Origin of the sequence: Pseudomonas sp. PB120, from assembly GCF_009761815.1 — a bacterium.
In the GTDB taxonomy this organism is placed as follows: domain Bacteria; phylum Pseudomonadota; class Gammaproteobacteria; order Pseudomonadales; family Pseudomonadaceae; genus Aquipseudomonas.
Genome location: NZ_RWIN01000024.1, coordinates 1 through 23,842 on the forward strand (window position 1 = coordinate 1; position 23,842 = coordinate 23,842).

Sequence of the window (23,842 nt, forward strand, 5' to 3'; positions counted from 1 at the left end):
CGAGCAGGCTCGCTCCCACAAGGGCACAGCAGTCCAATGTGGGAGCGAGCCTGCTCGCGATGGGGCCCGAACATTCACCGAGCATTCCCAAGGGTTGACCCTCTAACAATCAACCGCACCGAAAAATCCAGCGTCCGCACCGGCCCGTCATCCCCACGCAAGCGCTTGAGCAAACACTCGAACGCGCTCGCCCCAATCTCTGCCGTCGGCTGCGCGAGGGCCGTAATTCCACTGCCCACCAGCGGATACCAATCCAGATCATCCAGAGCGATCAGGCCCACGTCCTCGAACAAATTGCACTGCAACTCACGCAAGGCATGGGTGCTGGCCAGCGCGGCGATCCCGTTCGCGCAAAACAGCGCTTTCGGACCGGGGCCAGGGGTGTCGAGAAAGGTTTGAAGGTCGTTAGTCAGCTCGCTGCCGGTTTCGATGAGCGTGCCTTTGAGGGCCTGTCGGCGGGCGATTTGCGCCTTGAAGCTGCTGACCCGCTCGATCCGCGAACTGGTGCCGTCAAACGGCTCGGTGACCAGCAGCACGTCGCGATAGCCGCGTTCTTCAAGGTGGCTGAGGGCGGTTTCAATTGCTTGCGGGTTGTCCAGCCCGACCATGTCGCTGTCCAGGTGCTCGACCTTGCGGTCCACCAGCACCAGCGGCATTTCCCGGTGCAGTTCGAGCAACGCGTCACGGTGATGGCCGAGGGTGTTCACGATCAAGCCTTCGATGTTGTACGAGCGGAGTAAGGCGAGGTGCTGGCGTTCCTGCTCGTCATCGCGGTCGGTGTTGCACACCACCAGGCTGTAGCCGTGCTGACGGCAGGCGGTTTCCACCCCGTGCATCACGGCAATCGAATAGGGGTTACGGATGTCGGCGACCAGCATGCCGATCAGGCGGGTTCGGCCGCGCTTCAGGCCACGGGCCATCTGGTTCGGGCGATAGCCGAGTTCGGCGATCGCCTGCTCGATGCGCTGGGCAGTCGCATCGGAGAGCAGGGCGCGGTCGTCGCCGATGAAGCGCGAGACGCTGGCCTTGGAGACCTTGGCGTGTTCGGCGACATCAAGCATCGTCACGCGGCTGCGCTGGGCGGCGGAAAAGTCGTTCACGGTCTGAAACCTTCTTATTGGTTTTATCAGGTCGCGTGCTGTGCACTGAAACCGGTTTCAGAAGACACCAGAAAGGAATCCCGCGTCAAGACCCCACCGCAAGTCAGGCCGACGGGTGGCGCTTAAAGCCAGACGCTCAACCATGCCGAAGCCAACAGCAACAGGGCCATGCAGCGATTGAAGCGTTGCATCGCTTGTGGCGAGCGCAACCAACGCGCGGACCCCGTGCCGAGCAATGCCCAGGCGCCCAGGCACGGCAAAGAAATCAGGAAGAATGTCAGCGACAAATACGCCACATGGACCTGCCGCTGTTCACCGCCCCCGGCGAACACACTGACCGTGGCCAGCGCCATCATCCAGGTTTTCGGGTTGATCAGTTGCAGGCTGGCGGCGCCCGCCAGACCGAGGCGGGATGTGCTGTCCTGAGTGCCGAGGGCATTGGTCGGGGCGTTGAAAATCTGCCACGCCAAATAGCTCAACCACGCCACCCCCAGCCACTTCATCGCGGTTTGCACAACGGGCGCCTCAATCAGCGAGGAGCCGGCGCCCGTGCCGACCAACAGCACAATCAGCGCCGCGCTGGCGCACGCGCCGAAAATGATCGGCACAGCGGCCGCCCAGCCATAGCGGGCACTGTTGCTCAACACCAGAATGTTGGTTGGGCCGGGGGTGATAGCCGCTACGAAAGCAAATAGCACAAACGGCAGCAATGTCGGGAAAGAGGACAGCATCGCGGGCAAACTCCGGTGAAAATCGTTGAAGCCAATCTTCACAATCCCCGCGGCTATGTGTCTGGAAGATTTGAGCAGCGCTTGCGGTACAACGCCGGTGTCAGGCCGTAGGCGCGCACGAACCAGCGACCCAAATGACTTTGATCGGCAAACCCCAGCTGCATCGCCACTGCCGCCGGCTGCTCGCCCCGGGCCAACATTCGGCGGGCGGTGGCCAGGCGCAATTGCACCAGATACGCATGAGGCGCCATGCCATAAGCGGCCTTGAACGCTCGGGTCAGGCGGAAGCGATCGACACCTGTCGCGGCGGCCAGCTGGTCAAGGCCGATGTCCTCGTGAGCGTGGGCGTGCAAATACTCCCGAGCCTTTTGCGCCACCAGGGGCAGGCGCGGGTCTTCACCGTAACGGGCGCGCCAGTGCAGGTGAGTGGTGAGGCGTTCGAGCAAGTCGTCGAGGGCTGTCTGGCGGACGATTTTCAATTCGCCGTGGTGCAGCGCCTGAAATGCCAGGCTCGTGGCGTGGGCCAGACGCACGTCAGTGGCCAGGGTGTTGGCGAAGCTCAACTCACTGTTATCGGGCGCGTTGTCGAATACGGCGCGGAGTTCGCGCTGCAACCATTGGGGGTCGAGGTACAGCATACGGTAAGTGAAACCGTCTTCGGTCGGCGCTTCGCCGTCGTGAATGTCACCCGGCTCCAGCAAAAACACCTTGCCCGGAGTGCTCTGGTGCCGGGCCCGGCGGCAATTGAACTGCTGCACCCCTTGCTCGGTCACCCCTACCAGATAGCTGTCATGCCAGTGCGGGTCATAGGCGTGGCCCTCGAAATGCGCGCGCAACGTCTCGATGCCGGTGTCGGCGTCCTGGGCCAGGTCGATCCAGTTGTGGGTGGTCATGCTGCACCTGTGAGACGGATTGCCGGGTTATTTAACGCTCGGCGCAAGGCACTGACTAGAACGTTTGTGCAATTTACAGCTCGGCAGTAGCACAAGGAAACCAGCCGCACCACTATCAGGGTTGATAGTGGTGCGGGCGGCAGGTGTCAGTTTTACTGTGTTGAATTGACCTGCGCGAGAAGAGATACCTTGAACACTTACGACGATCCCGCCAGCGTGATCGAATCCCCGACCAAGTCTGTTGCCGAAGTGCAAATTTGCTCGCCCGGTCATTTACGAGCACAGCGCAACCCACCCAACACCGCCTTGTTGACGTGGGATGAACCCTACGCAACGTGCCATTTATGCCCGAATGCGATTGGCTATGAGGTCTATGGAGAAGGCATCACCACACAACATGTGGCTCGGCCGCCCTGTGAAATAACAGGGTTGCAAACGCACATTGAGTACCTGATTTACGTTACCGCTAAAGCGAGCGGAAACAATGTGTCGACGCCCAGCCCCTATCGCTTTTTCAAGACCAAACCCAATTCGCCCGGCACGCCTCAGATAAGCAATATCACCAGTTCATCCGCAACGTTGACCTGGACACCTTCGACCGACAGTGGCGAGATCAAACGCTATAGAGTTTATCTAAATGGATTTCTGGTAGGGCTGACAAAGGAAACTAGTCTCAATCTTAACCATTTGAAATCAACTTTCGGCTTTCTTGTGCAGGTCTGCGCAGTCAACGAGCAGGGTGCGTCCGACCCCGCGTGGGCGACTTTCTGGACATTACTGGCTCCGCCGAAAAATCTGAGGCTGCGGCATAATTCTGGTACTTGCAGACTTACCTGGCATCCGCTTTTTTTGGTTGCACCCACCTATGAGGGAACGATTAACGGGAGGCCCTTCACCGCCGGTCCTCTAGGATTTAACTTTAATCTTGCAGAATTTTCCCCAGGGCCAGTTCCGCACCAGTTCCACTTCACTGTCTTTGCCAAACTGGGTGAGCAGGTCTCCGAAACAACGACGTTTACCACCACCCTGGACGACCTCATTCCGCCGACCCAGCCTGGTAAGCCTGTTGTCAGTCAAATTACTCATGATTCGGCTCAGTTGAGCTGGGCGCCGGCCAGCGACAATACGGGTGTTACCGGTTACCGAGTGGTAGTGAATGGCTTTCGTGTAACTACCACAGCGGACACTCATTACCTCTATAAAACTTCAAGTAGCGACAACTACAAGTGCGTCTATATACGTGCAGAAGACAAAGACGGGAACCTTTCCATACCCAGCGAGCGAACGGTGTTCAGAACCACTGGGCGGGTGAGCGAGTCTTTACCCTCACCTGAAGCCACCATCACACCCCTCACCTCCACGACAGCCCGGCTGGATTGGTCACTTGCGGAGGGGGGAGGTCTTCCGGTAGGGGTCATGATCATGATCGATGGCAGTCATTACGAAACAACCATGATCAGCAATTCTGCAGTCATGCGGAATCTGCTACCGGGGATGGAATACGTTATTGAGCTGTTTGCGTTTGGTCCTCTCGGGAGCATGTCCGAACCCACCGTTATTCATCATGAGCAAAATTACATTACGCCGCCCGGCAGTCCGGAAAATTTGAGAAAAGTCGAGTCGTCCTTCGACTCAGTCACCTTGGGTTGGGGCATGTCAGATGATGAAGCCGGAATACTTGAATACGTTATCTATAGCAATCATGAGTACTTCGATAGCACGCCGCTTGCTACCTACACGGCCGTTAACCTTTTGCCTGGCACGTATGCCTTTGAGGTGTGCGCCATGGATGTATCCGGGAATGTCTCTGAGCCCGCCACAGTGTCCGTGGTGATCGACGACCCGGCAGCGAGCGCGCTCAGCTGAATAAACCGGCAGCAATATTGATCGAAAAACCGAGAATCGCCGTATTGAACAGAAAGCCGATCAACGATTGCGCCAGCACGATCTTGCGCAAACCACGGGTGGCCACGCCGACATCCGAGGTCTGCACCGCCACGCCGATGGTGAACGAGAAGTACAGGAAGTCCCAGTAGTTGGGTGTCGTCAGGCCTTCGGCAAAGCGCAGTGCCGGGTCCTTGCCGTCCCAGGTGTAGAACAGGCGCGCGTAGTGCACGCTGAAAATAACCCCGATCAGCAGCCATGAGCCGATCACCGTCAGCGCGGTGAAACCGTAGTGCAGCAGTTTGCGGGTGGTTTCCAGGTCCTTGCTGCCGGCCAGTTCGAAGGTAATGGTTGCCAGGCTGGCAATCGCGGCGATGCACACCACGAACAGCACCAGCCCGGCGTTTTCATCTTCGATCTCGGCAATGCGTTTCACGTCCGGGGCCTTGGCGCGTGCGGCAAGCCAAAGCATCAGCACCAGATACGTCCAGACCCCGGCGTTCCAGCCGAAGAGGATTTTGCTGATGATCGAATCGGCAGGAGCCAGGATGCCCACCGCAACGCCAAGGGTGGCGGCGGCGGACAGGCGAGGGTGGGTGCGGGCGAGGAAGGGCATGGGGGCTCACTGTGGCAGGTCGTCAGTGCACCATAGCGCACGTCGTTGCGCTTTGTGTAGGAGCGAGCTTGCTCGCGAAAGTCTCGAGAACGGCGCGGGGTGTCAGATGCCCAGCGTTATCGTTGACGACCATCGCGAGCGAGCTCGCTCCTACAAGGGGTATCGGCTATAGGTTTTTGTGGCGTTTACGGACGAGTTTCATCACCACCACAAAAAAAACCGGCACGAACACCACCGCCAACGTGGCGGTGATCATCCCGCCGATCACCCCGGTGCCGATGGCTTGCTGGCTCGCCGAGCTGGCGCCTGTGGCAATCGCCAGTGGCACCACGCCCAGGATGAACGCCAGGGACGTCATGACAATCGGCCGTAGCCGCAGGCGTGCCGCTTGCAGCGTGGCGTCGATCAGGTCATGGCCTTCGTCGTACAGGCTCTTGGCGAACTCGATGATCAGGATCGCGTTCTTCGCCGACAGGCCGATGATGGTGATCAGCCCGACCTTGAAGAACACGTCGTTGGGCATGCCGCGCAAGGTTACGGCCAACACCGCACCAAGCACCCCCAGCGGCACCACCAGCAACACCGAGGTCGGAATCGACCAGCTCTCGTATAGCGCCGCCAGGCACAGGAACACGATCAACAGCGACAACCCGAGCAGAATCGGTGCCTGACTGCCGGACAACCGCTCCTGCAAGGACAGGCCGGTCCATTCCTGACCCAATCCCGCTGGCCCCAATGCAACCAGTCGCTCGATTTCCGCCATGGCTTCACCGGTGCTGTGACCCGGTGTCGGTTCGCCGGAAATGCTGATCGCCGGGTAACCGTTGTAACGGGTCAACTGCGCCGGACCCTGGGTCCATTTGGCCTGGACGAAGGCGGACAACGGCACCATTTTCCCGGCGTTGTTGCGCACGTGGATCTTCAGCAGATCGTCTACCTGACTGCGTTGATCGCCTTCGGCCTGAACCACCACCCGCTGCATCCGCCCCTGATTGGGGAAGTCGTTGATGTAGGCCGAACCGACGGCGGTGGACAGCACGTTGCCAACGTCGGCAAACGACACGCCGAGCGCATTGGCCTGCTTGCGGTCGACAATAAGCTGCACCTGCGGCGCTTCAGCCAGGGCGCTTTCGCGCACGTTCATCAGGATCGGGCTCTTTTCGGCGGCCGCCAACAGTTCGCTGCGCGCCTGCATCAACGTGGCATGCCCGAGGCCGCCCCGGTCCTGCAAGCGGAACTCGAAGCCGCTGGACGTACCGAGGCCATCCACTGGCGGCGGAAGAACTGAAAACGCTACGGCATCCTTGATCTGGCTTAGCGCGATGTTGGCCCGCTCGGCAATTGAACTCGCCGAATCGTCGTTCCCGCGATCAGACCAATCCTTGAGGGTGGTAAAAGCCAGCGCCGCGTTCTGCCCGCTGCCGGAAAAACTGAAACCGAGAATGACCGTGCTGTCGCCAACCCCCGGCTCCGTGGCGTTGTGCGCTTCGATGTGCTCCACCACTTGCACCGTGCGGTTCTTGCTCGCACCGGGTGGCAACTGGATGTCGGTGATGGTGTAACCCTGGTCTTCCACCGGCAGGAACGAGGAGGGCAGGCGACTGAAACACACCCCGAGGCCGATCAGCAGCACACCGTATATCAACAGGTAGCGACCGCTGCGCTTCAGCGCATAGGCCACCCAGCCCTGATAGCGCTCGGTGAGCTGCTCAAAGCGTCGGTTGAACCAGCCGAAGAACCCGCGTTTCTCGTGGTGTTCACCTTTGGCAATCGGCTTGAGCAGCGTCGCGCACAATGCAGGGGTCAAGGTCAGTGCCAGGAACGCCGAGAACAGGATCGACGTCGCCATGGACAGCGAGAACTGCCGGTAAATCACCCCGACCGAGCCTTGCATGAACGCCATCGGAATGAACACCGCAACCAGCACCAGGGTGATGCCGATGATGGCCCCGGTGATCTGTTTCATCGCCTTGCGCGTTGCCTCCTTGGGCGACAGGCCTTCGGTGGCCATGATGCGCTCGACGTTCTCCACCACCACAATCGCGTCGTCCACCAGGATGCCGATGGCCAGCACCATGCCGAACATGGTCAGGACGTTGATCGAAAAGCCCAGCGCCAACATGGTCGCAAAGGTGCCCATCAGCGCCACCGGCACCACCAGCGTCGGGATCAGCGTGTAACGGATGTTCTGCAGGAACAGGAACATCACGGCGAACACCAGCACCATCGCCTCGATAAGCGTGTAAACCACTTTGGTGATCGAGACTTTGACGAAAGGCGAGGTGTCGTACGGGATCTTGTATTCCACGCCGGCCGGGAAATAACGCGCCAGCTCGTCCATCTTCGCCCGCACCAGGGTCGCAGTGCTCAGGGCATTGGCGGCCGGCGCCAGTTGCACGCTGACGGCGGTCGACGGCTTGCCATTCAGGCGCGTGGAAAACTGATATTCCTGGCTGCCGATTTCAACCCGCGCCACATCGCCGATGCGCACGGTGGAGCCGTCGGGGTTGGCCTTGAGCACGATGTCGGCAAACTCTTCGGGCGTCGACAGCTGGCCTTTGACCAGAATGGTGGCGGTGATTTCCTGAGTCGTGCGGGTCGGCAAATCGCCGATGCTGCCCGCGGACACCTGAGCATTTTGCGCAACGATGGCGGCGTTGACGTCGGCCGGCGTGAGGTTGAAGCCGACCAGTTTCTGCGGGTCGATCCAGATGCGCATGGCCCGCTCGGCGCCGTAGAGTTGCGCCTTCCCGACGCCGTCCAGGCGCTTGATCTCGTTCATCACGTTGCGCGCCAGATAATCACTGAGCGCCACATCGTCGAGCTTGCCGTCGCTGGACGTCAGTGTGATCAGCAGCAGGAAACCAGCGGAGACTTTTTCCACCTGCAAGCCTTGTTGCGTTACCGCTTGCGGCAGGCGTGACTCCACCGCCTTGAGGCGGTTTTGCACGTCGACCTGGGCCATTTCCGGATCGGTGCCCGGTTGGAACGTCGCGGTGATCGTTGCGCTGCCAAGGCTGCTCTGCGATTCGAAATACAACAGGTGGTCGGCGCCGTTGAGTTCTTCCTCGATCAGGCTGACCACGCTTTCGTCCACGGTCTGCGCCGAGGCGCCCGGGTACACGGCGTAGATTTCGACTTTGGGCGGCGCGACGTTCGGGTATTGCGCCACTGGCAATTGCGGAATGGCCAGGGCCCCGGCCAGCAGGATGAACAGGGCCACCACCCAGGCGAACACCGGGCGATCGATAAAGAACTGCGGCATAAAAAGCGTCCTGCTTACTGACCAGAAGCCTGGGCAAGTGGAAGAGGGGTGTTGTCGATCTGCACTTTGTCGCCGGGCCTGGCGTGTTGCAGGCCTTCGATGACGATGCGGTCACCGGGTTTGAGGCCGCCGGTCACGATCCAGCGATCGTTCTGCACGGCGCCCAATTCCACCGTCTGCTGGCCGACGCGCTGTTCGGCGTCGAGCACCAACACGTGGGCGATGCCCGCACTGTCGCGCTGAATGGCCCGTTGCGGCACGCTGATGCCTCGCGCAATCACCGCTTGCTCCAGGCGCACGCGAACGAAACTGCCGGGCAGCAAGTCGAGGTCCGGGTTGGGGAACTCGCTGCGCAGGATGATCTGGCCGGTACCGGGGTCGACGGTGATGTCGCTGAACAGCAACTTGCCGGGCAACGGATAGAGACTGCCGTCGTCCAGGATCAACGTGGCCTTGGCCTGGCCCTGACCCACCTGTTGTAGCTGGCCCGAGCGGAAAGCGCGGCGCAGGTCATTGAGTTCACGGGTCGACTGGGTCAGGTCGGCATGAATCGGATTGAGTTGCTGAATCAGGGCCAGCGGCGTGGTTTCGTTTTGCCCGACCAAGGCGCCTTCGGTGACCAGCGCGCGACCGATGCGCCCGGAAATCGGCGCGGTGACGGTGGCATAACCCAGGTTCAGTTTCGCCCGCTCGACGGCCGCTTTACTGGCGGCGACGTCGGCGGCAGTTTGCCGGGTGCTGGCGCGGGCGCTGTCGTAGTCCTGGCCGCTGATGGCATTGCCTTCGATCAATTGGGCGTAACGTTGTTCTTGCAACCGGGCCTGGAAGGCATTGGCCTCGGCTTTGCGCAGGACGGCTTCGGCGCTGTCGAGGTCAGCCTTGAACGGCGCCGGGTCGATGCGAAACAGCACGTCGCCTTTCTTGACATCGCTGCCTTCGCGGAAGCTGCGTTGCAACACCACGCCGGCCACCCGGGCGCGGACTTCGGCAATCCGTGGCGCGGCAATCCGCCCGCTCAGTTCGCTACTGATCGACAGTGGAGTGGCTTCGATGGTTTCGATTCGCACGCTGGCCAGCGGCGCCTGTTCTTCGGCGTTCGACGCCTTGTCGCAGGCGCTCAGCGTCAACGCCAAAGCAATCAGACCCAGCCTGGCAAGCAGATGATTCGACATGTACGACCCCCAATAAAGACTCCCGCATCCTACGGGGAGCGCACGAGGGTAGCGGTGAAGCTTTGTAGGCGCTGTGTGAAATTGTGTAAGGGTTTTACTCAGGTGGGGGTGAGGGCGTATATCCTGCTTGCCTTGGATTTTATTGCGCCAATCAGGCCGCCATCGCGAGCAGGCTCGCTCCCACAGGAGATTTGTGAACGCCACAGATCAAGGGTGGGAGTGAGCCTGCTCGCGATGAGGCCAGAAGGGTCGCCACCGCACTTTCTGGAAACACCCATGCCCAACATCCTCCTGGTCGAAGACGACACTGCACTCTCCGAACTGATCGCCAGCTATCTGGAACGCAATGGCTACTCCGTCAGCGTGATCAGTCGCGGTGACCACGTGCGTGAGCGTGCGCGGCTCAATCCGCCGGACCTGGTGATCCTCGACCTGATGTTACCGGGGCTGGACGGCCTGCAAGTCTGCCGCCTGCTGCGCGCCGACTCCGCGACCTTGCCGATCCTGATGCTGACCGCCCGCGACGACAGCCACGATCAGGTGCTGGGCCTGGAAATGGGCGCCGACGACTACGTGACCAAACCCTGTGAGCCACGAGTGCTGCTGGCCCGGGTCCGGACCTTGTTGCGTCGCAGCAGCCTCAACGAACCGCAGACCGCCAACGACCGCATCCTGATGGGCAATCTGTGCATCGACCTGTCCGAACGCACGGTGACCTGGCGCGACCAATTGGTCGAACTGTCCAGCGGCGAGTACAACCTGCTGGTGGTCCTGGCCCGTCATGCCGGCGAAGTGCTGAGCCGCGACCAGATCCTGCAACGCCTGCGCGGCATCGAGTTCAATGGCACCGACCGCTCGGTGGACGTGGCGATCTCCAAGTTGCGGCGCAAATTCGACGACCACGCGGGCGAAGCGCGCAAGATCAAGACGGTGTGGGGCAAGGGTTACCTGTTCAGCCGTTCCGAGTGGGAATGCTGAGCCGATGTTCAGAATCCTCTTTCGCCTTTATCTGGTGACGATCGTCTCGTACAGCGCGGCGATCTACCTGATCCCTGACGTGGTGGTCAAACTGTTCCACGAGCGGTTTGTCACCTACAACCTCGACTACTCGCGCGGCCTGCAAACCCTGATCGTCAAGCAATTCCACGCCGTTCCAACGGCGCAGTGGCCGGCATTGGCCGAGGAAATGGACAAGGAATTCCAGCCGTTGCACATCGTCCTGAGCGGCACCGACGATCCCGACTTCACGCTGTATGAACGGGAGCGCTTGCAGCAGGGCGGAAACGTGGTGCGCATCGGCGACTGGGGTTGGCGCACCCTGGCCGTGGCGCCGCTGAACGAGCGGGCCGTGGTGAAGATGGTCGTCCCGCCGGACCCGATGGACGTGAGCCTGCTGTACTGGAGCATCAACGTCCTGATCGGCGCGACGATGCTCGCGTGCCTGCTGTTGTGGTTGCGCCCGCACTGGCGTGATCTCGAACGCCTCAAAGGCACCGCAGAACGTTTCGGCAAGGGCCACCTGGACGAGCGCACGCAGATTGCCGCCAGTTCCAATATCGGCAGTCTGGCCAACGTGTTCGACACCATGGCCGGCGATATCGAGAAACTGCTCAATCAGCAGCGCGACCTGCTCAACGCCGTGTCCCACGAATTGCGTACACCGCTGACGCGCCTCGATTTCGGCCTTGCGCTGGCCCTGTCCGACGACTTGCCCGCCGCCAGTCGCGAACGCCTGCAAGGGCTGGTCGCGCACATTCGCGAACTCGACGAATTGGTCCTGGAGCTGCTGTCCTACAGCCGCCTGCAGAATCCGGCGAGATTGCCCGAGCAGGTCGAGGTGTCGCTGGATGAGTTCATCGACAGCATCCTCGGCAGCGTCGACGAAGAACTGGAATCCCCGGACATCGTCATCGACGTGCTGCTTCACGGCCAGCTCGAACGCTTCAGCCTTGACCCGCGCTTGACCGCGCGCGCACTGCAGAACCTGCTGCGCAACGCCACGCGCTATTGCGAGAAGCGCATTCAGGTGAGCGTGCAGGTGGGTTCGAAGGGGTGTGAAATCTGGGTCGACGACGACGGGATCGGCATTCCGGACGATGAGCGCGAACGAATATTTGAACCCTTCTATCGACTCGACCGCAGCCGTGATCGGGCGACAGGCGGGTTTGGCCTGGGCCTGGCGATCAGCCGCCGGGCGCTTGAGGCCCAGGGCGGGACGTTGACCGTTGAAGCGTCACCCTTGGGCGGGGCGCGGTTTCGGTTGTGGTTGCCTAGCGGTCATTAATAAACGGCGACTGTCAGATTTGACAGTAGTCAGGGGCTTCACTTAAGCGTTTCATTGCCTCTTCGCAGTCAGGCTTCGACGGTAAGCGCTGATGGGAAGGAGAGGAGCGATGGTTGAGCACAGCCTAAGAAAAAACGGTATCGGAACGATTAACGCCATCCGGGTAGTCCGGGTAGAAACCACGTCAACGACGTTTGCGATGGTGACGCCGGATGATGGTTCTTCGCGGCTGGCGATCAGGATAGGGCCCAATATCACGCCGACGGGGGACGTCTGTTTTTTCGTGGGTGACAAGGTGGCGTATACGGTGGTTGTCAGTGTGCCGGGGGCGTTTCCAGTGGCGCTGGTGAAGACCAGATGAACTTGCGTTATGAACCTGTAGCAGCTGCCGAGCTTGCCCTGTGGCGAGGGGATTTATCCCCGTTCGGCGGCGAAGCCGTCGTAATCCATTCGACGCGGTGTATATGACAAAAAGGGGGGCTGCTTCGCAACCCAACGGGGATAAATCCCCTCGCCACAGGGCACGCTCGGCAGCAGCTACAAGTCGACCAAATCACGCGCTGAGCCGGCCCCGCAACAACTTCGCCATGTCCTCCAGCTCGGCCGTCGGGTTGTGCCCGATCAGCATCCACGCGTGATCCACGTCAGCCCAATACACAATGTTCATTCCATGCCGACGTTCCTGGGCGAAATCCCGGCTACCGGTGCTCGAGCGGGTGACGCACAGCGCCATCGGGCCGTGTACCGGGTCCAGGTAGCTGATCTGGGCGATGGCCACGCCTTCGTATTCGAGAATCTGTGCACGCTTGAATTCAGGGCGCGGCAACGCCAGTTTTGCCGGCAGCAGATTCAAGCCGAGACGCGAATCGATGGTGCGCAGCTGCGCCTGTTGCGCGGCGTCGTCGCTGGGCAGGTGTTCCAGGGTTTGCGGCACGTAGAGGGCCATGTAGTCGGCGACCAGCCCGCGCCAGTTGTTTTGCTCCTGGCTCGATTGCCAGCCGAGGAACAACCGGTCCGCCAGCACGCCGCTGGCCACCAGGGTGGCGGCCGCCGCGAGGAACCAGCGGCGGTTCATCTGCGGACGCTCAGGGGAGGGCAGCGTGTCGAGCATGGACTGCAAGCGATCCACCGGGGCCTGGCGTGTCAGCTCATCGAAAGCCTGGTTGAACGGCAGGCTGCTGCGTGCCAGCCATTGCAGGCGCAGATTGAGCATCGAGTCCCTCGAAATGGCGGCGTCGACGCTGGCGCGTTGTTCGGTGTCGAGCTGGTCGTCGAGGTAGGCGACCAACAGCTCGTCCGAAGGTATCGCGTGATCGTTCATCGACGTTCTCCAGTGGTAGGGTTAGGCACCGCGTGCAACGGCGGATACTCGGCCAGCTTGACCCGGGCCGCAGCGAGGCGGCTCATGACCGTGCCGATGGGCACCTGAAGCACATCGGCGACCTCGCGATACGACAAGCCCTCGACATAGGCCAGAAACACGGTTTCACGCTGGGCTTCGGGCAGCGCATCGACCCGCCGGATCACCTGCGCGGCCAGCACGTGGGTCTGCGCCGCGTATTCACCGTCGAACGACAAGGCGTTGTCGGCATCCACCAGTCCCGTTCCATGCCGTATGCGCCGGGAGCGCACTTCGTTGAGCCATATCGAATGCAGAATGCTCAGCAGCCATCGGTCCATGCGCGTGCCCGATTCAAACTGGCTCGCCCGTTCGAGCGCCCGCACACAAGTCGCCTGAACCAGGTCTTCGGCGACATGCCGTTGTCGGGACAGCAGCAGGCCGTAGCGCCATAAGCGCGCCAGGTGCTGGCCCAACTCTGCTCGTATTGCCTGATCGCTGGCGATGGCGACCTCCGTCTGCTCGGTGTCAGGTTTTCGATGAATCGTTGATGGCTTCGGCCAGGTCCTGGTATTCCTCGCAGGTGCTGCCGCAGATCGATTTGATCTTCTGCAACTGCTCTTGAGCAAGGTCCAGTCGACCTTTGATCACGTAGGCTTCGCCGAGGTATTCGCGAACTTTCGCGTATTGCGGATCGAGTTTCACCGATTGCAGGTAATACCCGATGCCTTCATCGGTACGGCCCAGTTTACGGGTGGCGTAACCACGATAGTTCAAGGCTTCGGCGGTGTTCGGCTGTTTCAGCGTATCGAGCAGGGCCAGGGCTTCTTCATAGCGACCGTCCTTGGCCAGCTGATAGGCGTATTGGGTGCGGTCGGCGTCCGGCAGCAGGCTGCTGGTTTGCTTGAGGCATTTCTGCGACTTGGTGTCGAGGACCTGGCCTTTGGGGCAGCTGGGCCTGGCCGGTGCGTCATCTCCACCGCCATTGGCCCAGGCCAACGAACCGGATAAGGCCACCGCCAGTAAGAAGGGGGTAGCGATAACAGCGAAACGGGTGTTCATGGGTGTTGCTCCATTGGTTCATTCGTTTCAGTCAAAAACATGTCCCGGCAACAGGTAGCGCACGGTGTTATCCCACAGGTCGTCAGGGTGAACCAGCACCACTAACAGGCTAATCACCTGCGTTGTTAAGAGAACACCGCTCAGTGAACAATTATTCATTTCTTTGCGTCGGCATTTACAAGGAAAGCTCAAACCGAGGCGCTATGCTCGACGGCAATTCCTGTCATCTGGAGCACTGCCATGAAAGATCAGGTCCATCACGCTGCGGCGGCCGGTTATAAAACCGCCGCCGACACTTACGTCCGTGGTCGCCCGGACTATCCGCCGCAGTTGGCCGATTGGCTGACCGGGACGCTCGGCCTGGACGCGGACAAAGCCGTCGTCGACCTGGGGGCGGGCACCGGCAAGTTCACCGCCCGACTGGTGGCGACCGGGGCGCAGGTGATTGCCGTGGAACCGGTGGCGCAGATGCTCGAGAAACTGTCCGCAGCCTTTCCTGAGGTGCTGGCGGTCAACGGCACCGCCATGGACCTGCCGTTGCCGGATGCCTCGGTGGATGTCGTGGTCTGCGCCCAGGCCTTCCACTGGTTTGCCGGCACCGAGGCGCTGACGGAAATCGCTCGGGTGCTCAAGCCTGGTGGCAAGTTGGGGCTGGTGTGGAACCTGCGTGATACGCGGGTGAGTTGGGTGCCGAAACTGGATGCGATCGTCAATGCGCTGGAAGGCGACACGCCGCGCTTCTATACCGGGGCATGGCGCCGGGCCTTTCCCCATGGGGCGTTCGGGCCGTTGCAAGAACAGCAGTTCAGCCATGGGCACACGGGATCGCCGGAGGATGTGATTTTCAATCGTGTGCGCTCCACCAGTTTTGTCGCGGCATTGCCGGAGGTGGAGCGGGGGAAAGTGGATGAGCAGATCAGGGCGTTGATTGCTGCGGAGCCCGATTTAAGGGGCAAAGAATTACTGACCGTGCCCTACGTGACAGCGGCATTCGTGGCAGTGAAGAATGGGCACGGCTGACCGAAATCCCCTGTAGGAGTGAGCCTGCTCGCGATGACGGTGTGTCAGTCGACATCAATGCTGAATGATAAATCGTCATCGCGAGCAGGCTCGCTCCCACATTGGATTGATACCGGACATGAATTCTGTGAACACTGACAAGATACTGTGAGGCGATATCAGCCCAGGAGGCGAATCGGCTCACCGGCTGACCACGCCTGAATATCCTCGATCATCTGCGAAAAAAACAGGTGGTAGTTCTGCTGGCTGACATACCCGACATGGGGTGTCGCCAGCACATTCTCCAGCGTCCTGAACGGGTGATGCGCCGGCAACGGCTCTTGCTCGAATACGTCCAGCGCCGCGCCGGCCAGGCGTTGTTTTTGCAGCGCCTTGATCAGCGCGGCCTCGTCGACAATCGGCCCGCGCGCGGTGTTGACCAGCCAGGCGGTGGGCTTCATCCAGTCGAGCGCCTGAGCGTCCACCAGGCCTCGGCTGCGATCACTGAGCACCAGATGCACCGACAGCACATCGGCCTGTTCGAACAGTTCCTGTTTGCTGACATACGTCACGCCGACCTCGGCCGCGCGCTCGGTCGTCAGGTTTTCGCTCCAGGCGATGACCCGCATGCCAAACACTTGGCCGAACTGCGCAACCCGCTGACCGATGCTGCCCAGCCCCAGGATTGCCAGAGTCTTGCCGTGCAGGTCGCCGCCCAGGCCTTGTTGCCATTGGCCGGCGCGCAACGCGTTCGCTTCGACGACCAGGTTGCGGGTGGCGGCCATGATCAAGGCCCAGGTCAGTTCCGGGGCGGCGTGTTTGTAGCTGTCGGTGCCGCTGACCTGGATGCCCAGCGCGGCGGCGGCTTTCAAATCCAGGGCCGCGTTGCGCATGCCGCCAGTGACCAGCAGTTTGAGTTTCGGCAACCGCCGCAGCAGGTCTTCATCGAAACGGGTGCGCTCGCGCATCACGCAGATCACTTCAAACTCGGCCAGGCGTGCGGCCGTCGTTTCGTTGTCGGCCGGGTAATCATGGATAAAACTCACCTGGCCGATGCTGTCCAGAACCGACCAGTCCACCACGCCCCGCGCTACATCCTGCCAGTCATCAATTACCGCAATCTGCACTGCCATCAGCCTTACCTCATCAATGAACAGGGTTTGTTTTGCTCAGCCAGGCGAGCAGGGCCTGGTGGAATTCGGCGGGTTCTTCCATTTGTGGCGCATGGCCCATGCCGGGAAACTCAACGAGGGTCGACTGCGGAATCAGTTTCGCCACTTGCTTGCCGAGCTTGTCGTAATGACCGAGTTTAGCCTTGACCTCGGGTGAGGCGATGTCGCTGCCGATGGCGGTGGTGTCGGACGTGCCGATGAGCAGCAGGGTCGGCATCTTCAGGTCCTTGAACTCGTAGTACACCGGCTGGGTGAAGATCATGTCGTAGATCAGTGCCGAATTCCATGCCACCTGGATTTTGCCCGGGCCTTTGGCCATGCCCGCGTACATGTTAACCCAGCGGTCGAATTCCGGTTTCCAACGGCCGTCGTAGTAGGTCTTGCGTTGATAGTCGTGAATGCCTTGTGCATTGACCTTCAGCTCGCGTTCGTACCATTGATCAACCGTGCGGTACGGCACGCCGAGGGCTTTCCAGTCTTCCAGGCCGATAGGGTTGACCAGCGCCAGTTGTTCGACCTGATCGGGGTATTGCAACGCGTAACGGGTGGCGAGCATACCGCCGGTGGAATGGCCGAGCAGGGTGGCTTTCTGGATGCCCAGGGCCTTGAGCAATTGCTGGGTGTTGGTCGCCAGTTGCTGGAAGGTGTACTGATAGTTGTCCGGTTTGCTGGAGGAACAGAAACCGATCTGGTCCGGGGCGATCACCCGATAACCAGCCTCGCTCAGGGCCTTGATCGAACTGTCCCAGGTGGCGCCGCAGAAATTTTTGCCGTGCATCAGCACGACGCTGCGGCCGTTGGCCTTGCCGTGCGCGGCGACGTCCATGTAACCCATTTGCAGGGATTTGCCCTGAGACTGAAAGGCGAAATGCTTGAGGGTGTAGGGATACTCGAAACCTTGCAGCTCGGGCCCGTATTCCGGACCTTCAGCGTGAGCGAGAAGGGGCAGTGCGGCGGTCAGCAGCAGGCCGGGCAGCCAGCGCAGAAGGGTCAATGGCATGGTGGAGCTCCACGGGAAATCGGCCGATGCTGGATCGGCACGATTAGGGGGACATTAAACACACAGGCAATGATCTTGCGTGATCGTTCAACGCCAACCGACTGAAGCCGTCAGATATCACTTCGCCGGGTAGTCCGCTACCACCACGTCAGTGCCGTCCTTTTTCAGGCCGATCACCTGGTAGGCATCGCTCATGCCGTCCATTTCCATGCCGGGCGAACCCATGGGCATGCCGGGAGCGGCCACACCCAACAGGTCATCGCCCTTGCTCAGGGCCAGCACCTGATCGGCCGGGACATGGCCTTCGACGAATTTGCCGTTGATCAACGCCGTGTGGCAGGACGCCAGGCGTGGCGGCACGCCGTGCTGTTGCTTGAATTCGCTCATGTTGGCTTCAACGTGGTCTTCGACCTTGAAGCCGTTGGCTTCCAGATGACTGACCCATTTTTTGCAGCAGCCGCAATTGGCATCGCGGTGGACTTCAATCGGGATCAGGTCGGCGGCTTGTGCCAGGGAAGAAAGAAAAAGGGCGCTCAGGGCGATCAGACGCAGATGATTTCGCATGGGGGGCTCGTCCAAAAAGAATGCATTTTGAACGGATTCTACAAAAGCGCGGTACGAGTTTGTTTCTAACTGATACCAGATTGACCAGATTGACCAGGTTGACCAGGTTGACCAGGCTGTTGTGGCGAGGGAGCTTGCTCCCGCTCGGCTGCGCAGCAGTCGCTATTCAGGGGGCTGCTACGCACCCCAGCGGGAGCAAGCTCCCTCGCCACAGGAGACCGGTGATTGATATCGGATCAGCGATCCAGCAACTTCATGACCTCTTCCGGATACCGCAACCCCGCCGTGGCATTCGCCGGGAATATCGCCTCCAGCGCGTGCAGCTCTTCTCGACTCAGCTTCACGTCAAGCGCCGCCACATTTTCCTCCAGGTATTTGCGCTGCTTGGTCCCCGGAATCGGGATCAGGTAATCACCCTGGGCCAGCACCCACGCCAATGCCAGTTGCCCGGCGGTCACGCCTTTTTCAGCGGCAAGGTCCTGCACTTGCTGTACCAGCAACAGGTTTTTTGCGAAGTTTTCACCCTGGAAACGCGGGCTGAAGCGCCGGTAGTCATCCGCCGCAAAATCATCCGGGCTTTTCAGAGCCCCGGTCAGAAAGCCGCGACCCAGCGGGCTGTACGGAACGAAGGCAATACCCAGTCGCTGACACGCCGCGAGGCAGCCGTTTTCCTCCTGATCACGACTCCACAGCGAGTACTCGCTTTGCAGCGCGCTGATCGGATGCACCTTGTGCGCCCGCTCCAGGGTGGCCGCCGAAGCCTCACTCAAGCCCAGGTAACGCACCTTGCCGGCCTTCACCAGTTCGGCCATGGCGCCAACGGTTTCTTCGATCGCCACGTGCGGGTCAATGCGGTGCTGATAGTACAAATCCAGCGTGTCGACGCCGAGGCGCTTGAGGGTGCCGTCGATGGCTTCGCGAATGTACGCCGGCCGGCCATTGACCCCGCGAGCGACGGGGTTGGCCGGGTCGCGGACGATGCCGAACTTGCTCGCCAGAAACACCTGGTCGCGCTTGCCGGCAATCGCTTTGCCGATCAGTTCTTCATTGGTATGCGGCCCGTACATGTCGGCGGTGTCGAGCAGGTTGATGCCCAGTTCAAGCGCACGATGCAGGGTGGCCGTGGCCTCGCGGGTGTCGGTGCCTGTCGTATAGAAATCGGTCATGCCCATGCAGCCCAGTCCGATCGCTGACACTGGCGGACCGTTTTTTCCCAGTTGACGTGTGTGCATGAGAGCAGCCCCTTGTGAATGAGGATCCCATTGTTAACCTCGACAGAAACCAGATAAACCGGCTAAAACTGCTATCACTATTCGTCATTTCTAAATAATCAGTCGGGTACCTCCAATGGACCGTTTCAACGCCATGCGCGTGTTCACCCGAATCGTCGAACTGGGCGGCTTTGCCAAGGCGGCCGACAGCCTGCAATTGCCCCGGGCCTCGGTGACCATTCTGATCAAACAACTCGAGGCGCATCTGGGCGTGCAGTTGCTGCAGCGCACCACCCGGCAGATCAGCCTCACGCTCGACGGTGCGGCCTACTACCCCCGTTGCGTCAGGCTGCTGGCGGATCTGGAGGAAACCGAAGCAGTGTTTTCCGCTGCCCGACACAATCCGAAAGGAATTTTGCGAGTCGACATGCCGGCGGGAGTCGGGCGCTTGATTGTGATTCCGGCGTTGCCGCAATTTACGGCGCGCTATCCGCTGATCGAACTGGAGATCGGCCTGAATGACCGGCCCGTCGACCTGATTCGTGAAGGCGTCGATTGCGTGCTACGCGGTGGCTCGTCACTCGACGATTCGCTGGTGGCGCGGCCACTGGTCACGCTGGATCAGGTCACCTGCGCCAGCCCGGACTATTTGCAGCGACACGGCACGCCGCTGAGCCTGGCCCAGCTGTCGGGGCATCGGATGGTGGAATACGTGTCGAGTAACAGCGGCAAGCGCTTCGGGCTTGAGTTTGTCGTCGACGGCCAAGTCCAAGCGGTCGACTTGCCCAAGGTAGTTTCGGTCAACAGTGCCGATGGTTATCTGGCGGCCTGCGAGGCCGGGTATGGTCTGGTCCAGGTCCCGTACTATCACGTGGCCCGGCAAATAAAGGAGGGAGGTCTGATCGAAGTGTTGAGGGAAGCGCCGCCCCCGTGCATGCCGCTGACGGCGCTCTATCCTCCTCACCGCCAATTGTCACGGCGGGTTCGGGTGTTCGTGGACTGGATGGTGGAAGTGTGTGCTCAGCCCGGAAATGATTTTTTCAGAAGGTCTCAAACGGCTGGATGAGCGTTATCGATGCTGGTAATAGCCCGGTCCGCCATGGTCGTAATAGCGGTCGTGGTGATAGCCGCCGTGGGGGAAAATAATGCAGCCGCTCAAGGACAGTATGGCGAGCAGGGGAATCAGCAGTGTGATTCGACGGAACATTTGAAAATCCTCATGGTTAAAGCCGCAATGAAGCTAAAACTCTTCATCGGCTGTAACATGAGACCCGGTTTGCAGCGCCTCATTCCCGGAGAACGGTAGGGGTTTGGCATGCATTCAGATACAAACCGGATACATTTCAGGTTCACGTACAGGCTTACGTTTAAGGAAAGTCGCAATGACCCAGTCGCAACGTTTGAAATATTCGATTCTGATCTCCCTGGTGGTCCTGGGGATCATGTTTGGCTTGTCTTATCTGCAGAACGCCGGAGTCATCAGCGAGAAGCTGTTCCAGTACATCGCGATTGGCGTGGCCGTGATCGTGGTGGTGATCAATGGCGTGATGCGCCGCAAGGTCAAGCCCTGAGCGGCGCACCGGGGGCGGGTTATTCGCCGTGCAAAGTGGCCAGCGCCTGTGGGTGCAGGCTGTAGCTTTTGTCCGGGTTAAGGGTGATTACGCCTTCGCTGCACAAACGCTTCAACACTTCCCTTACGCTCAGGAAGGACAGGGGAATATCCAGGTCCAGCAATTGAGTGTGCACGCCACGCACGCCGAGGCTGCGCTCGCTTTCGGCGGCGACCAGCAGGGCGTCGATGACTTTCAGGCGGATCAGGCTGGTGCGCAGGCCGAAGCTTTTCAGCAGAAAGCGGATCCGCTCATTACCGTGGCGTTCGGTGCCTTGTTCGAATACGACGGAATTCATGGTAGTGCCCTTTGGCGCATGGCTACCGTCCGTTGGCAGTTGCGAGTTGTACATGCATAAACTCCTTTTCAGATCCTGATCAGGGATGGGTGGCTCTCACGCAGTAAGACGATTGAGCTCGGCAAATCATGAAGGCTCAAATGTAGAAATTTTGTCACCGCCACGTGAGCAACCTGTGAGCGCACGCAGGAATGCTCGCTAAAGTCCTAAATTTTTGTCGCGGGCTTCGTTTTCAGTGGGAGGCACATTGCGTGTGGCCTTCGACTAGACGATCAGGAGCGAGCGTGATTATTTCCAGGCAGTTAACCCGGTTGAGCCTTGCCATGGTGCTGGCAGGCTTGAGCCTTGCGGCGGGTGCTCGCAGCCAGCCGGAGCAGGCGACAGCCGATATCCGCCGGACCAGTTTCGGCGTGCCACACATCCGGGCCGACAGCGAGCGCGGCCTTGGCTACGGCATTGGTTACGCCTACGCCCAGGACAACCTGTGCCTGCTGGCGAACGAGATCACCACCGTGAACGGCGAACGTTCGCGGTATTTCGGCCCGGATCAGTTGACGGTCGAAGAGCGCCAAAACCAGGTCAGCGATGTGTTTTTCACCTGGCTGAATACCCCTCAGGCTGTCGCCGCGTTCTGGCAGGCGCAAACCCCGGAAGTGCGTGACCTCATGCAAGGGTATGTCGCGGGCTTCAACCGATCCCTGACTGAACGCCGGGCGCAGGGTTTGCCGCAGCAATGCCAGGGTGAATGGGTTCGCGACATCACCGTCCAGGATCTGGTCAAGTTGACCCGCCGTCTGTTGGTCGAAGGCGGAGTAGGGCCATTTGCCGAAGCCCTGGCCGGCGCCGCGCCGCCCGCCTCAGTGGCTCGGATTAGCGGCGATCAGGCGTCGTTCCAGGTCGCGGACTCGCGTCTGCAACGCTTTGCCCTGGATCGCGGCAGCAACGCGGTGGCCGTGGGCAGCGAGCGCTCGTTCAATGGTCGCGGCATGTTGCTGGCCAACCCCCACTTCCCGTGGGTCGGCGGCATGCGGTTCTATCAGATGCACCTGACCATTCCCGGCAAACTGGACGTGATGGGCGCGGCATTGCCTGGACTGCCGGTGATCAATATCGGTTTCAACCAGCACCTGGCCTGGACCCACACCGTCGATTCCTCCAAGCATTTCACCCTGTACCGCCTGCAACTCGACCCGAAGGACACCACGCGCTACCTGCTGGATGGCAAGTCGTTGCCCATGACCCGGCAGACCGTGACGGTGAAGGTGAAACAGGCGGATGGCCAGATCAAACCGGTCTCCCATGTGGTCTACAGCTCGCAGTTCGGCCCGATTGTGCAATGGCCCGGCAAGCTCGACTGGGACAACCAGTTCGCCTTCAGTTTGCGTGACGCGAACCTGGACAACGACCGGGTCCTGCAGCAGTGGTACGCCATGAACCGTGCCGTCAGCCTCAAGGATTTGCAGGCCTCGGTGCACAAGATTCAAGGAATTCCGTGGGTCAACACACTGGCGGCGGACGATCAGGGGCAGACGCTCTACATGAACCTGTCGGTCGTGCCCAATGTGAATGCCGACAAACTGGCCCGGTGCAGCGATCCGCGGGCCGGGTTGCAGATGATCGTTCTCGACGGCTCCAACAGCGCGTGTGCCTGGGACATCGATCCGCATGCCGCGCAACCGGGCATTTATGCGGCGGACCAGCTGCCGCAACTGTTGCGCAGGGACTTTGTGCAGCATGCCAACGATTCGGCCTGGATGGCCAACCCGGCGCAGCCGCTCAGCGGTTTTTCACCGTTGATCAGCCAGGACGACCAGCCTTTGGGGTTGCGTTCACGTTTCGCGCTGGATCGGTTGGGGGCGCTGGGCAAGGCCGGTCCGATCAAGGCGACGGACCTGCAACACATGGTGATGGACGATCAGGTGTACCTGGCAACGCAAGTGATGCCGGACCTGCTGCAATTTTGCGCCGAGGATCCGGGGGGGAATGCGTCAGCGATCAAGCCGTTGTGTGCCAGCCTTGCGTCCTGGGATCGCGGCGCCAATCTGGACAGTGGCCTGGGCTTTGTTCATTTCCAGAATGTGATGGAGTCGCTGCAACAAGCCCCCGACGTCTGGCGCGTGGCGTTCGACCCGAAAGACCCGCAACACACACCGCGCGGCCTGGCCGTGGATCGCCCGGAAGTGGCCACGGCAGTGCGCGAGGCCATGCTGGCGTCGGTTGAGCAGGTCAACAAAATGGGGCTCAAGGCCGACAGCCGTTGGGGTGATGTGCAGGTGGTCAGCAGCGGTGGCCAGCAGACGCCCATTCACGGCGGCCCGGGAACGCTGGGGGTGTACAACGCTATCCAGAGCGTGCCGAGAACCGACGGTAAACTCGAAGTCGTGAGTGGCACCAGCTATTTGCAGGTCGTGACCTTTGATGACAAGGGGCCACAAGCCCAGGGGCTGCTGGCGTTTTCGCTGTCCAGTGACCCGACCTCGAAGTACTCACGGGACCAGACGCAGGCGTTCTCGAAAAAGCAGTTGAGTGTGTTGCCGTTTACCGAGCAGCAGATCAAGTCCGATCCGCAGTATCAGGTTCAGACGATTCGCGAGCAGGATGAAAAAGCCGGGAAGGTGGCCGCGCAGTAATGCGGGTTTTAT

23 protein-coding genes are annotated in these 23,842 nt (G+C 60.5%); 8 read left to right on the forward strand and 15 right to left on the reverse strand.

Annotation, left to right across the window (positions count from 1 at the left end; translation table 11 throughout):
* Positions 1–74: 74 nt before the first annotated feature.
* The 3 genes from EJA72_RS03665 to EJA72_RS03675 all read right to left on the reverse strand — a co-directional run bounded on the left by EJA72_RS03665 (position 75) and on the right by EJA72_RS03675 (position 2,724).
* Entirely contained in the window at positions 75–1,100 is a 1,026-nt protein-coding gene (locus tag EJA72_RS03665) for a LacI family DNA-binding transcriptional regulator (protein ID WP_178129029.1), read from the reverse strand.
* A gap of 122 nt (positions 1,101–1,222) precedes the next feature.
* Positions 1,223–1,831 carry a LysE family translocator gene (locus EJA72_RS03670; RefSeq protein ID WP_157710182.1) on the reverse strand — a complete coding sequence of 203 codons (609 nt, stop codon included), beginning with the start codon at positions 1,829–1,831 and terminating at the stop codon, positions 1,223–1,225.
* Positions 1,832–1,884: 53 nt separating this feature from the next.
* Entirely contained in the window at positions 1,885–2,724 is an 840-nt protein-coding gene (locus tag EJA72_RS03675; RefSeq protein ID WP_157710183.1) for an AraC family transcriptional regulator, read from the reverse strand.
* Between the two features lie 189 nt (positions 2,725–2,913).
* On the opposite strand from EJA72_RS03675, the gene EJA72_RS03680 reads away from it, so the two are divergent.
* Positions 2,914–4,590 carry a fibronectin type III domain-containing protein gene (locus tag EJA72_RS03680; protein ID WP_157710184.1) on the forward strand — a complete coding sequence of 559 codons (1,677 nt, stop codon included), beginning with the start codon at positions 2,914–2,916 and terminating at the stop codon, positions 4,588–4,590.
* Here EJA72_RS03680 and EJA72_RS03685 read toward each other — a convergent pair.
* The 3 genes from EJA72_RS03685 to EJA72_RS03695 form a co-directional block, all read right to left on the reverse strand.
* Positions 4,583–5,224: a DUF1345 domain-containing protein gene (locus EJA72_RS03685; protein WP_157710185.1), complete on the reverse strand. Its 642-nt coding sequence runs from the start codon at positions 5,222–5,224 to the stop codon at positions 4,583–4,585. The genes EJA72_RS03680 and EJA72_RS03685 overlap by 8 nt on opposite strands.
* A 166-nt stretch (positions 5,225–5,390) precedes the next feature.
* Complete coding sequence (locus EJA72_RS03690) at positions 5,391–8,489, reverse strand: efflux RND transporter permease subunit (protein WP_157710186.1); 3,099 nt, start codon at positions 8,487–8,489, stop codon at positions 5,391–5,393.
* 14 nt (positions 8,490–8,503) lie between these two features.
* Positions 8,504–9,661: an efflux RND transporter periplasmic adaptor subunit gene (locus EJA72_RS03695; protein WP_157710187.1), complete on the reverse strand. Its 1,158-nt coding sequence runs from the start codon at positions 9,659–9,661 to the stop codon at positions 8,504–8,506.
* Positions 9,662–9,937: 276 nt separating this feature from the next.
* On the opposite strand from EJA72_RS03695, the gene EJA72_RS03700 reads away from it, so the two are divergent.
* The 3 genes from EJA72_RS03700 (at position 9,938) to EJA72_RS03710 (ending at position 12,306) form a co-directional block, all read left to right on the forward strand.
* Positions 9,938–10,639, forward strand: coding sequence for a response regulator transcription factor (locus tag EJA72_RS03700; protein ID WP_157710188.1), 702 nt, complete (start codon positions 9,938–9,940; stop codon positions 10,637–10,639).
* Between the two features lie 4 nt (positions 10,640–10,643).
* A complete protein-coding gene (locus EJA72_RS03705; RefSeq protein WP_157710189.1) occupies positions 10,644–11,945 on the forward strand; it encodes an ATP-binding protein in 1,302 nt (433 codons plus the stop codon).
* Between the two features lie 109 nt (positions 11,946–12,054).
* A complete protein-coding gene (locus tag EJA72_RS03710) occupies positions 12,055–12,306 on the forward strand; it encodes a hypothetical protein (RefSeq protein ID WP_157710190.1) in 252 nt (83 codons plus the stop codon).
* A 192-nt stretch (positions 12,307–12,498) separates the two neighbouring features.
* On the opposite strand, the gene EJA72_RS03715 is transcribed toward EJA72_RS03710, so the two are convergent.
* Genes EJA72_RS03715 through EJA72_RS03725 form a run of 3 tightly spaced genes read right to left on the reverse strand, consistent with a single transcriptional unit; the run spans position 12,499 to position 14,346 of the window.
* Positions 12,499–13,266, reverse strand: coding sequence for an anti-sigma factor (locus EJA72_RS03715; RefSeq protein WP_157710191.1), 768 nt, complete (start codon positions 13,264–13,266; stop codon positions 12,499–12,501).
* On the reverse strand, positions 13,263–13,760 hold the full coding sequence (locus EJA72_RS03720) for a sigma-70 family RNA polymerase sigma factor (protein WP_218574350.1): 498 nt from the start codon (positions 13,758–13,760) through the stop codon (positions 13,263–13,265). Before EJA72_RS03720 ends, EJA72_RS03715 begins: the two co-directional genes overlap by 4 nt.
* 52 nt (positions 13,761–13,812) lie before the next feature.
* A complete protein-coding gene (locus tag EJA72_RS03725; protein ID WP_157710192.1) occupies positions 13,813–14,346 on the reverse strand; it encodes a tetratricopeptide repeat protein in 534 nt (177 codons plus the stop codon).
* A gap of 240 nt (positions 14,347–14,586) precedes the next feature.
* Here EJA72_RS03725 and EJA72_RS03730 point away from each other — a divergent pair, with 240 nt between their 5' ends.
* Positions 14,587–15,366, forward strand: coding sequence for a class I SAM-dependent methyltransferase (locus tag EJA72_RS03730; protein WP_157710193.1), 780 nt, complete (start codon positions 14,587–14,589; stop codon positions 15,364–15,366).
* A 158-nt stretch (positions 15,367–15,524) separates the two neighbouring features.
* Here the strand turns inward: EJA72_RS03730 and EJA72_RS03735 are convergent, their stop codons facing one another.
* The 4 genes from EJA72_RS03735 to EJA72_RS03750 all read right to left on the reverse strand — a co-directional run bounded on the left by EJA72_RS03735 (position 15,525) and on the right by EJA72_RS03750 (position 19,313).
* The gene (locus EJA72_RS03735; RefSeq protein WP_157710194.1) at positions 15,525–16,478 is read right to left on the reverse strand and encodes a D-2-hydroxyacid dehydrogenase family protein; all 954 of its coding nucleotides are present in this window, start codon (positions 16,476–16,478) and stop codon (positions 15,525–15,527) included.
* Positions 16,479–16,491: 13 nt separating this feature from the next.
* Complete coding sequence (locus EJA72_RS03740) at positions 16,492–17,517, reverse strand: alpha/beta fold hydrolase (RefSeq protein WP_157710195.1); 1,026 nt, start codon at positions 17,515–17,517, stop codon at positions 16,492–16,494.
* A gap of 117 nt (positions 17,518–17,634) precedes the next feature.
* Complete coding sequence (locus EJA72_RS03745; RefSeq protein ID WP_157710196.1) at positions 17,635–18,081, reverse strand: DUF411 domain-containing protein; 447 nt, start codon at positions 18,079–18,081, stop codon at positions 17,635–17,637.
* Positions 18,082–18,317: 236 nt separating this feature from the next.
* Positions 18,318–19,313, reverse strand: a complete 996-nt coding sequence (locus EJA72_RS03750) for an aldo/keto reductase (protein WP_157710197.1) — start codon at positions 19,311–19,313, stop codon at positions 18,318–18,320.
* Positions 19,314–19,428: 115 nt separating this feature from the next.
* On the opposite strand from EJA72_RS03750, the gene EJA72_RS03755 reads away from it, so the two are divergent.
* The gene (locus EJA72_RS03755) at positions 19,429–20,358 is read left to right on the forward strand and encodes a LysR family transcriptional regulator (RefSeq protein ID WP_157710198.1); all 930 of its coding nucleotides are present in this window, start codon (positions 19,429–19,431) and stop codon (positions 20,356–20,358) included.
* Between the two features lie 3 nt (positions 20,359–20,361).
* On the opposite strand, the gene EJA72_RS28930 is transcribed toward EJA72_RS03755, so the two are convergent.
* Positions 20,362–20,499 (reverse strand): hypothetical protein, encoded by a 138-nt coding sequence (locus tag EJA72_RS28930; protein ID WP_178129031.1) that lies wholly within the window; start codon positions 20,497–20,499, stop codon positions 20,362–20,364.
* 175 nt (positions 20,500–20,674) lie between these two features.
* Here EJA72_RS28930 and EJA72_RS03760 point away from each other — a divergent pair, with 175 nt between their 5' ends.
* The gene (locus tag EJA72_RS03760; RefSeq protein WP_008024801.1) at positions 20,675–20,863 is read left to right on the forward strand and encodes a hypothetical protein; all 189 of its coding nucleotides are present in this window, start codon (positions 20,675–20,677) and stop codon (positions 20,861–20,863) included.
* A 19-nt stretch (positions 20,864–20,882) separates the two neighbouring features.
* Here EJA72_RS03760 and EJA72_RS03765 read toward each other — a convergent pair whose 3' ends face one another.
* On the reverse strand, positions 20,883–21,254 hold the full coding sequence (locus tag EJA72_RS03765; protein ID WP_157710199.1) for a fe2+ zn2+ uptake regulation protein: 372 nt from the start codon (positions 21,252–21,254) through the stop codon (positions 20,883–20,885).
* A 230-nt stretch (positions 21,255–21,484) separates the two neighbouring features.
* Here EJA72_RS03765 and EJA72_RS03770 point away from each other — a divergent pair, with 230 nt between their 5' ends.
* Positions 21,485–23,830 (forward strand): acylase, encoded by a 2,346-nt coding sequence (locus EJA72_RS03770; protein ID WP_178129033.1) that lies wholly within the window; start codon positions 21,485–21,487, stop codon positions 23,828–23,830.
* The last annotated feature ends 12 nt before the right edge of the window (positions 23,831–23,842 follow it).

Excerpts from the sequence above, each read along its gene's own strand:
- EJA72_RS03670 (WP_157710182.1), bottom strand. The coding sequence starts at position 1,831 with ATGCTGTCCTCTTTCCCGACATTGCTGCCGTTTGTGCTATTTGCTTTC.
- EJA72_RS03675 (WP_157710183.1), bottom strand. The coding sequence starts at position 2,724 with ATGACCACCCACAACTGGATCGACCTGGCCCAGGACGCCGACACCGGC.
- EJA72_RS03685 (WP_157710185.1), bottom strand. The coding sequence starts at position 5,224 with ATGCCCTTCCTCGCCCGCACCCACCCTCGCCTGTCCGCCGCCGCCACC.
- EJA72_RS03690 (WP_157710186.1), bottom strand. The coding sequence starts at position 8,489 with ATGCCGCAGTTCTTTATCGATCGCCCGGTGTTCGCCTGGGTGGTGGCC.
- EJA72_RS03695 (WP_157710187.1), bottom strand. The coding sequence starts at position 9,661 with ATGTCGAATCATCTGCTTGCCAGGCTGGGTCTGATTGCTTTGGCGTTG.
- EJA72_RS03700 (WP_157710188.1), top strand. The coding sequence starts at position 9,938 with ATGCCCAACATCCTCCTGGTCGAAGACGACACTGCACTCTCCGAACTG.
- EJA72_RS03705 (WP_157710189.1), top strand. The coding sequence starts at position 10,644 with ATGTTCAGAATCCTCTTTCGCCTTTATCTGGTGACGATCGTCTCGTAC.
- EJA72_RS03710 (WP_157710190.1), top strand. The coding sequence starts at position 12,055 with ATGGTTGAGCACAGCCTAAGAAAAAACGGTATCGGAACGATTAACGCC.
- EJA72_RS03715 (WP_157710191.1), bottom strand. The coding sequence starts at position 13,266 with ATGAACGATCACGCGATACCTTCGGACGAGCTGTTGGTCGCCTACCTC.
- EJA72_RS03725 (WP_157710192.1), bottom strand. The coding sequence starts at position 14,346 with ATGAACACCCGTTTCGCTGTTATCGCTACCCCCTTCTTACTGGCGGTG.
- EJA72_RS03730 (WP_157710193.1), top strand. The coding sequence starts at position 14,587 with ATGAAAGATCAGGTCCATCACGCTGCGGCGGCCGGTTATAAAACCGCC.
- EJA72_RS03735 (WP_157710194.1), bottom strand. The coding sequence starts at position 16,478 with ATGGCAGTGCAGATTGCGGTAATTGATGACTGGCAGGATGTAGCGCGG.
- EJA72_RS03740 (WP_157710195.1), bottom strand. The coding sequence starts at position 17,517 with ATGCCATTGACCCTTCTGCGCTGGCTGCCCGGCCTGCTGCTGACCGCC.
- EJA72_RS03745 (WP_157710196.1), bottom strand. The coding sequence starts at position 18,081 with ATGCGAAATCATCTGCGTCTGATCGCCCTGAGCGCCCTTTTTCTTTCT.
- EJA72_RS03750 (WP_157710197.1), bottom strand. The coding sequence starts at position 19,313 with ATGCACACACGTCAACTGGGAAAAAACGGTCCGCCAGTGTCAGCGATC.
- EJA72_RS03755 (WP_157710198.1), top strand. The coding sequence starts at position 19,429 with ATGGACCGTTTCAACGCCATGCGCGTGTTCACCCGAATCGTCGAACTG.
- EJA72_RS28930 (WP_178129031.1), bottom strand. The coding sequence starts at position 20,499 with ATGTTCCGTCGAATCACACTGCTGATTCCCCTGCTCGCCATACTGTCC.
- EJA72_RS03760 (WP_008024801.1), top strand. The coding sequence starts at position 20,675 with ATGACCCAGTCGCAACGTTTGAAATATTCGATTCTGATCTCCCTGGTG.
- EJA72_RS03765 (WP_157710199.1), bottom strand. The coding sequence starts at position 21,254 with ATGTACAACTCGCAACTGCCAACGGACGGTAGCCATGCGCCAAAGGGC.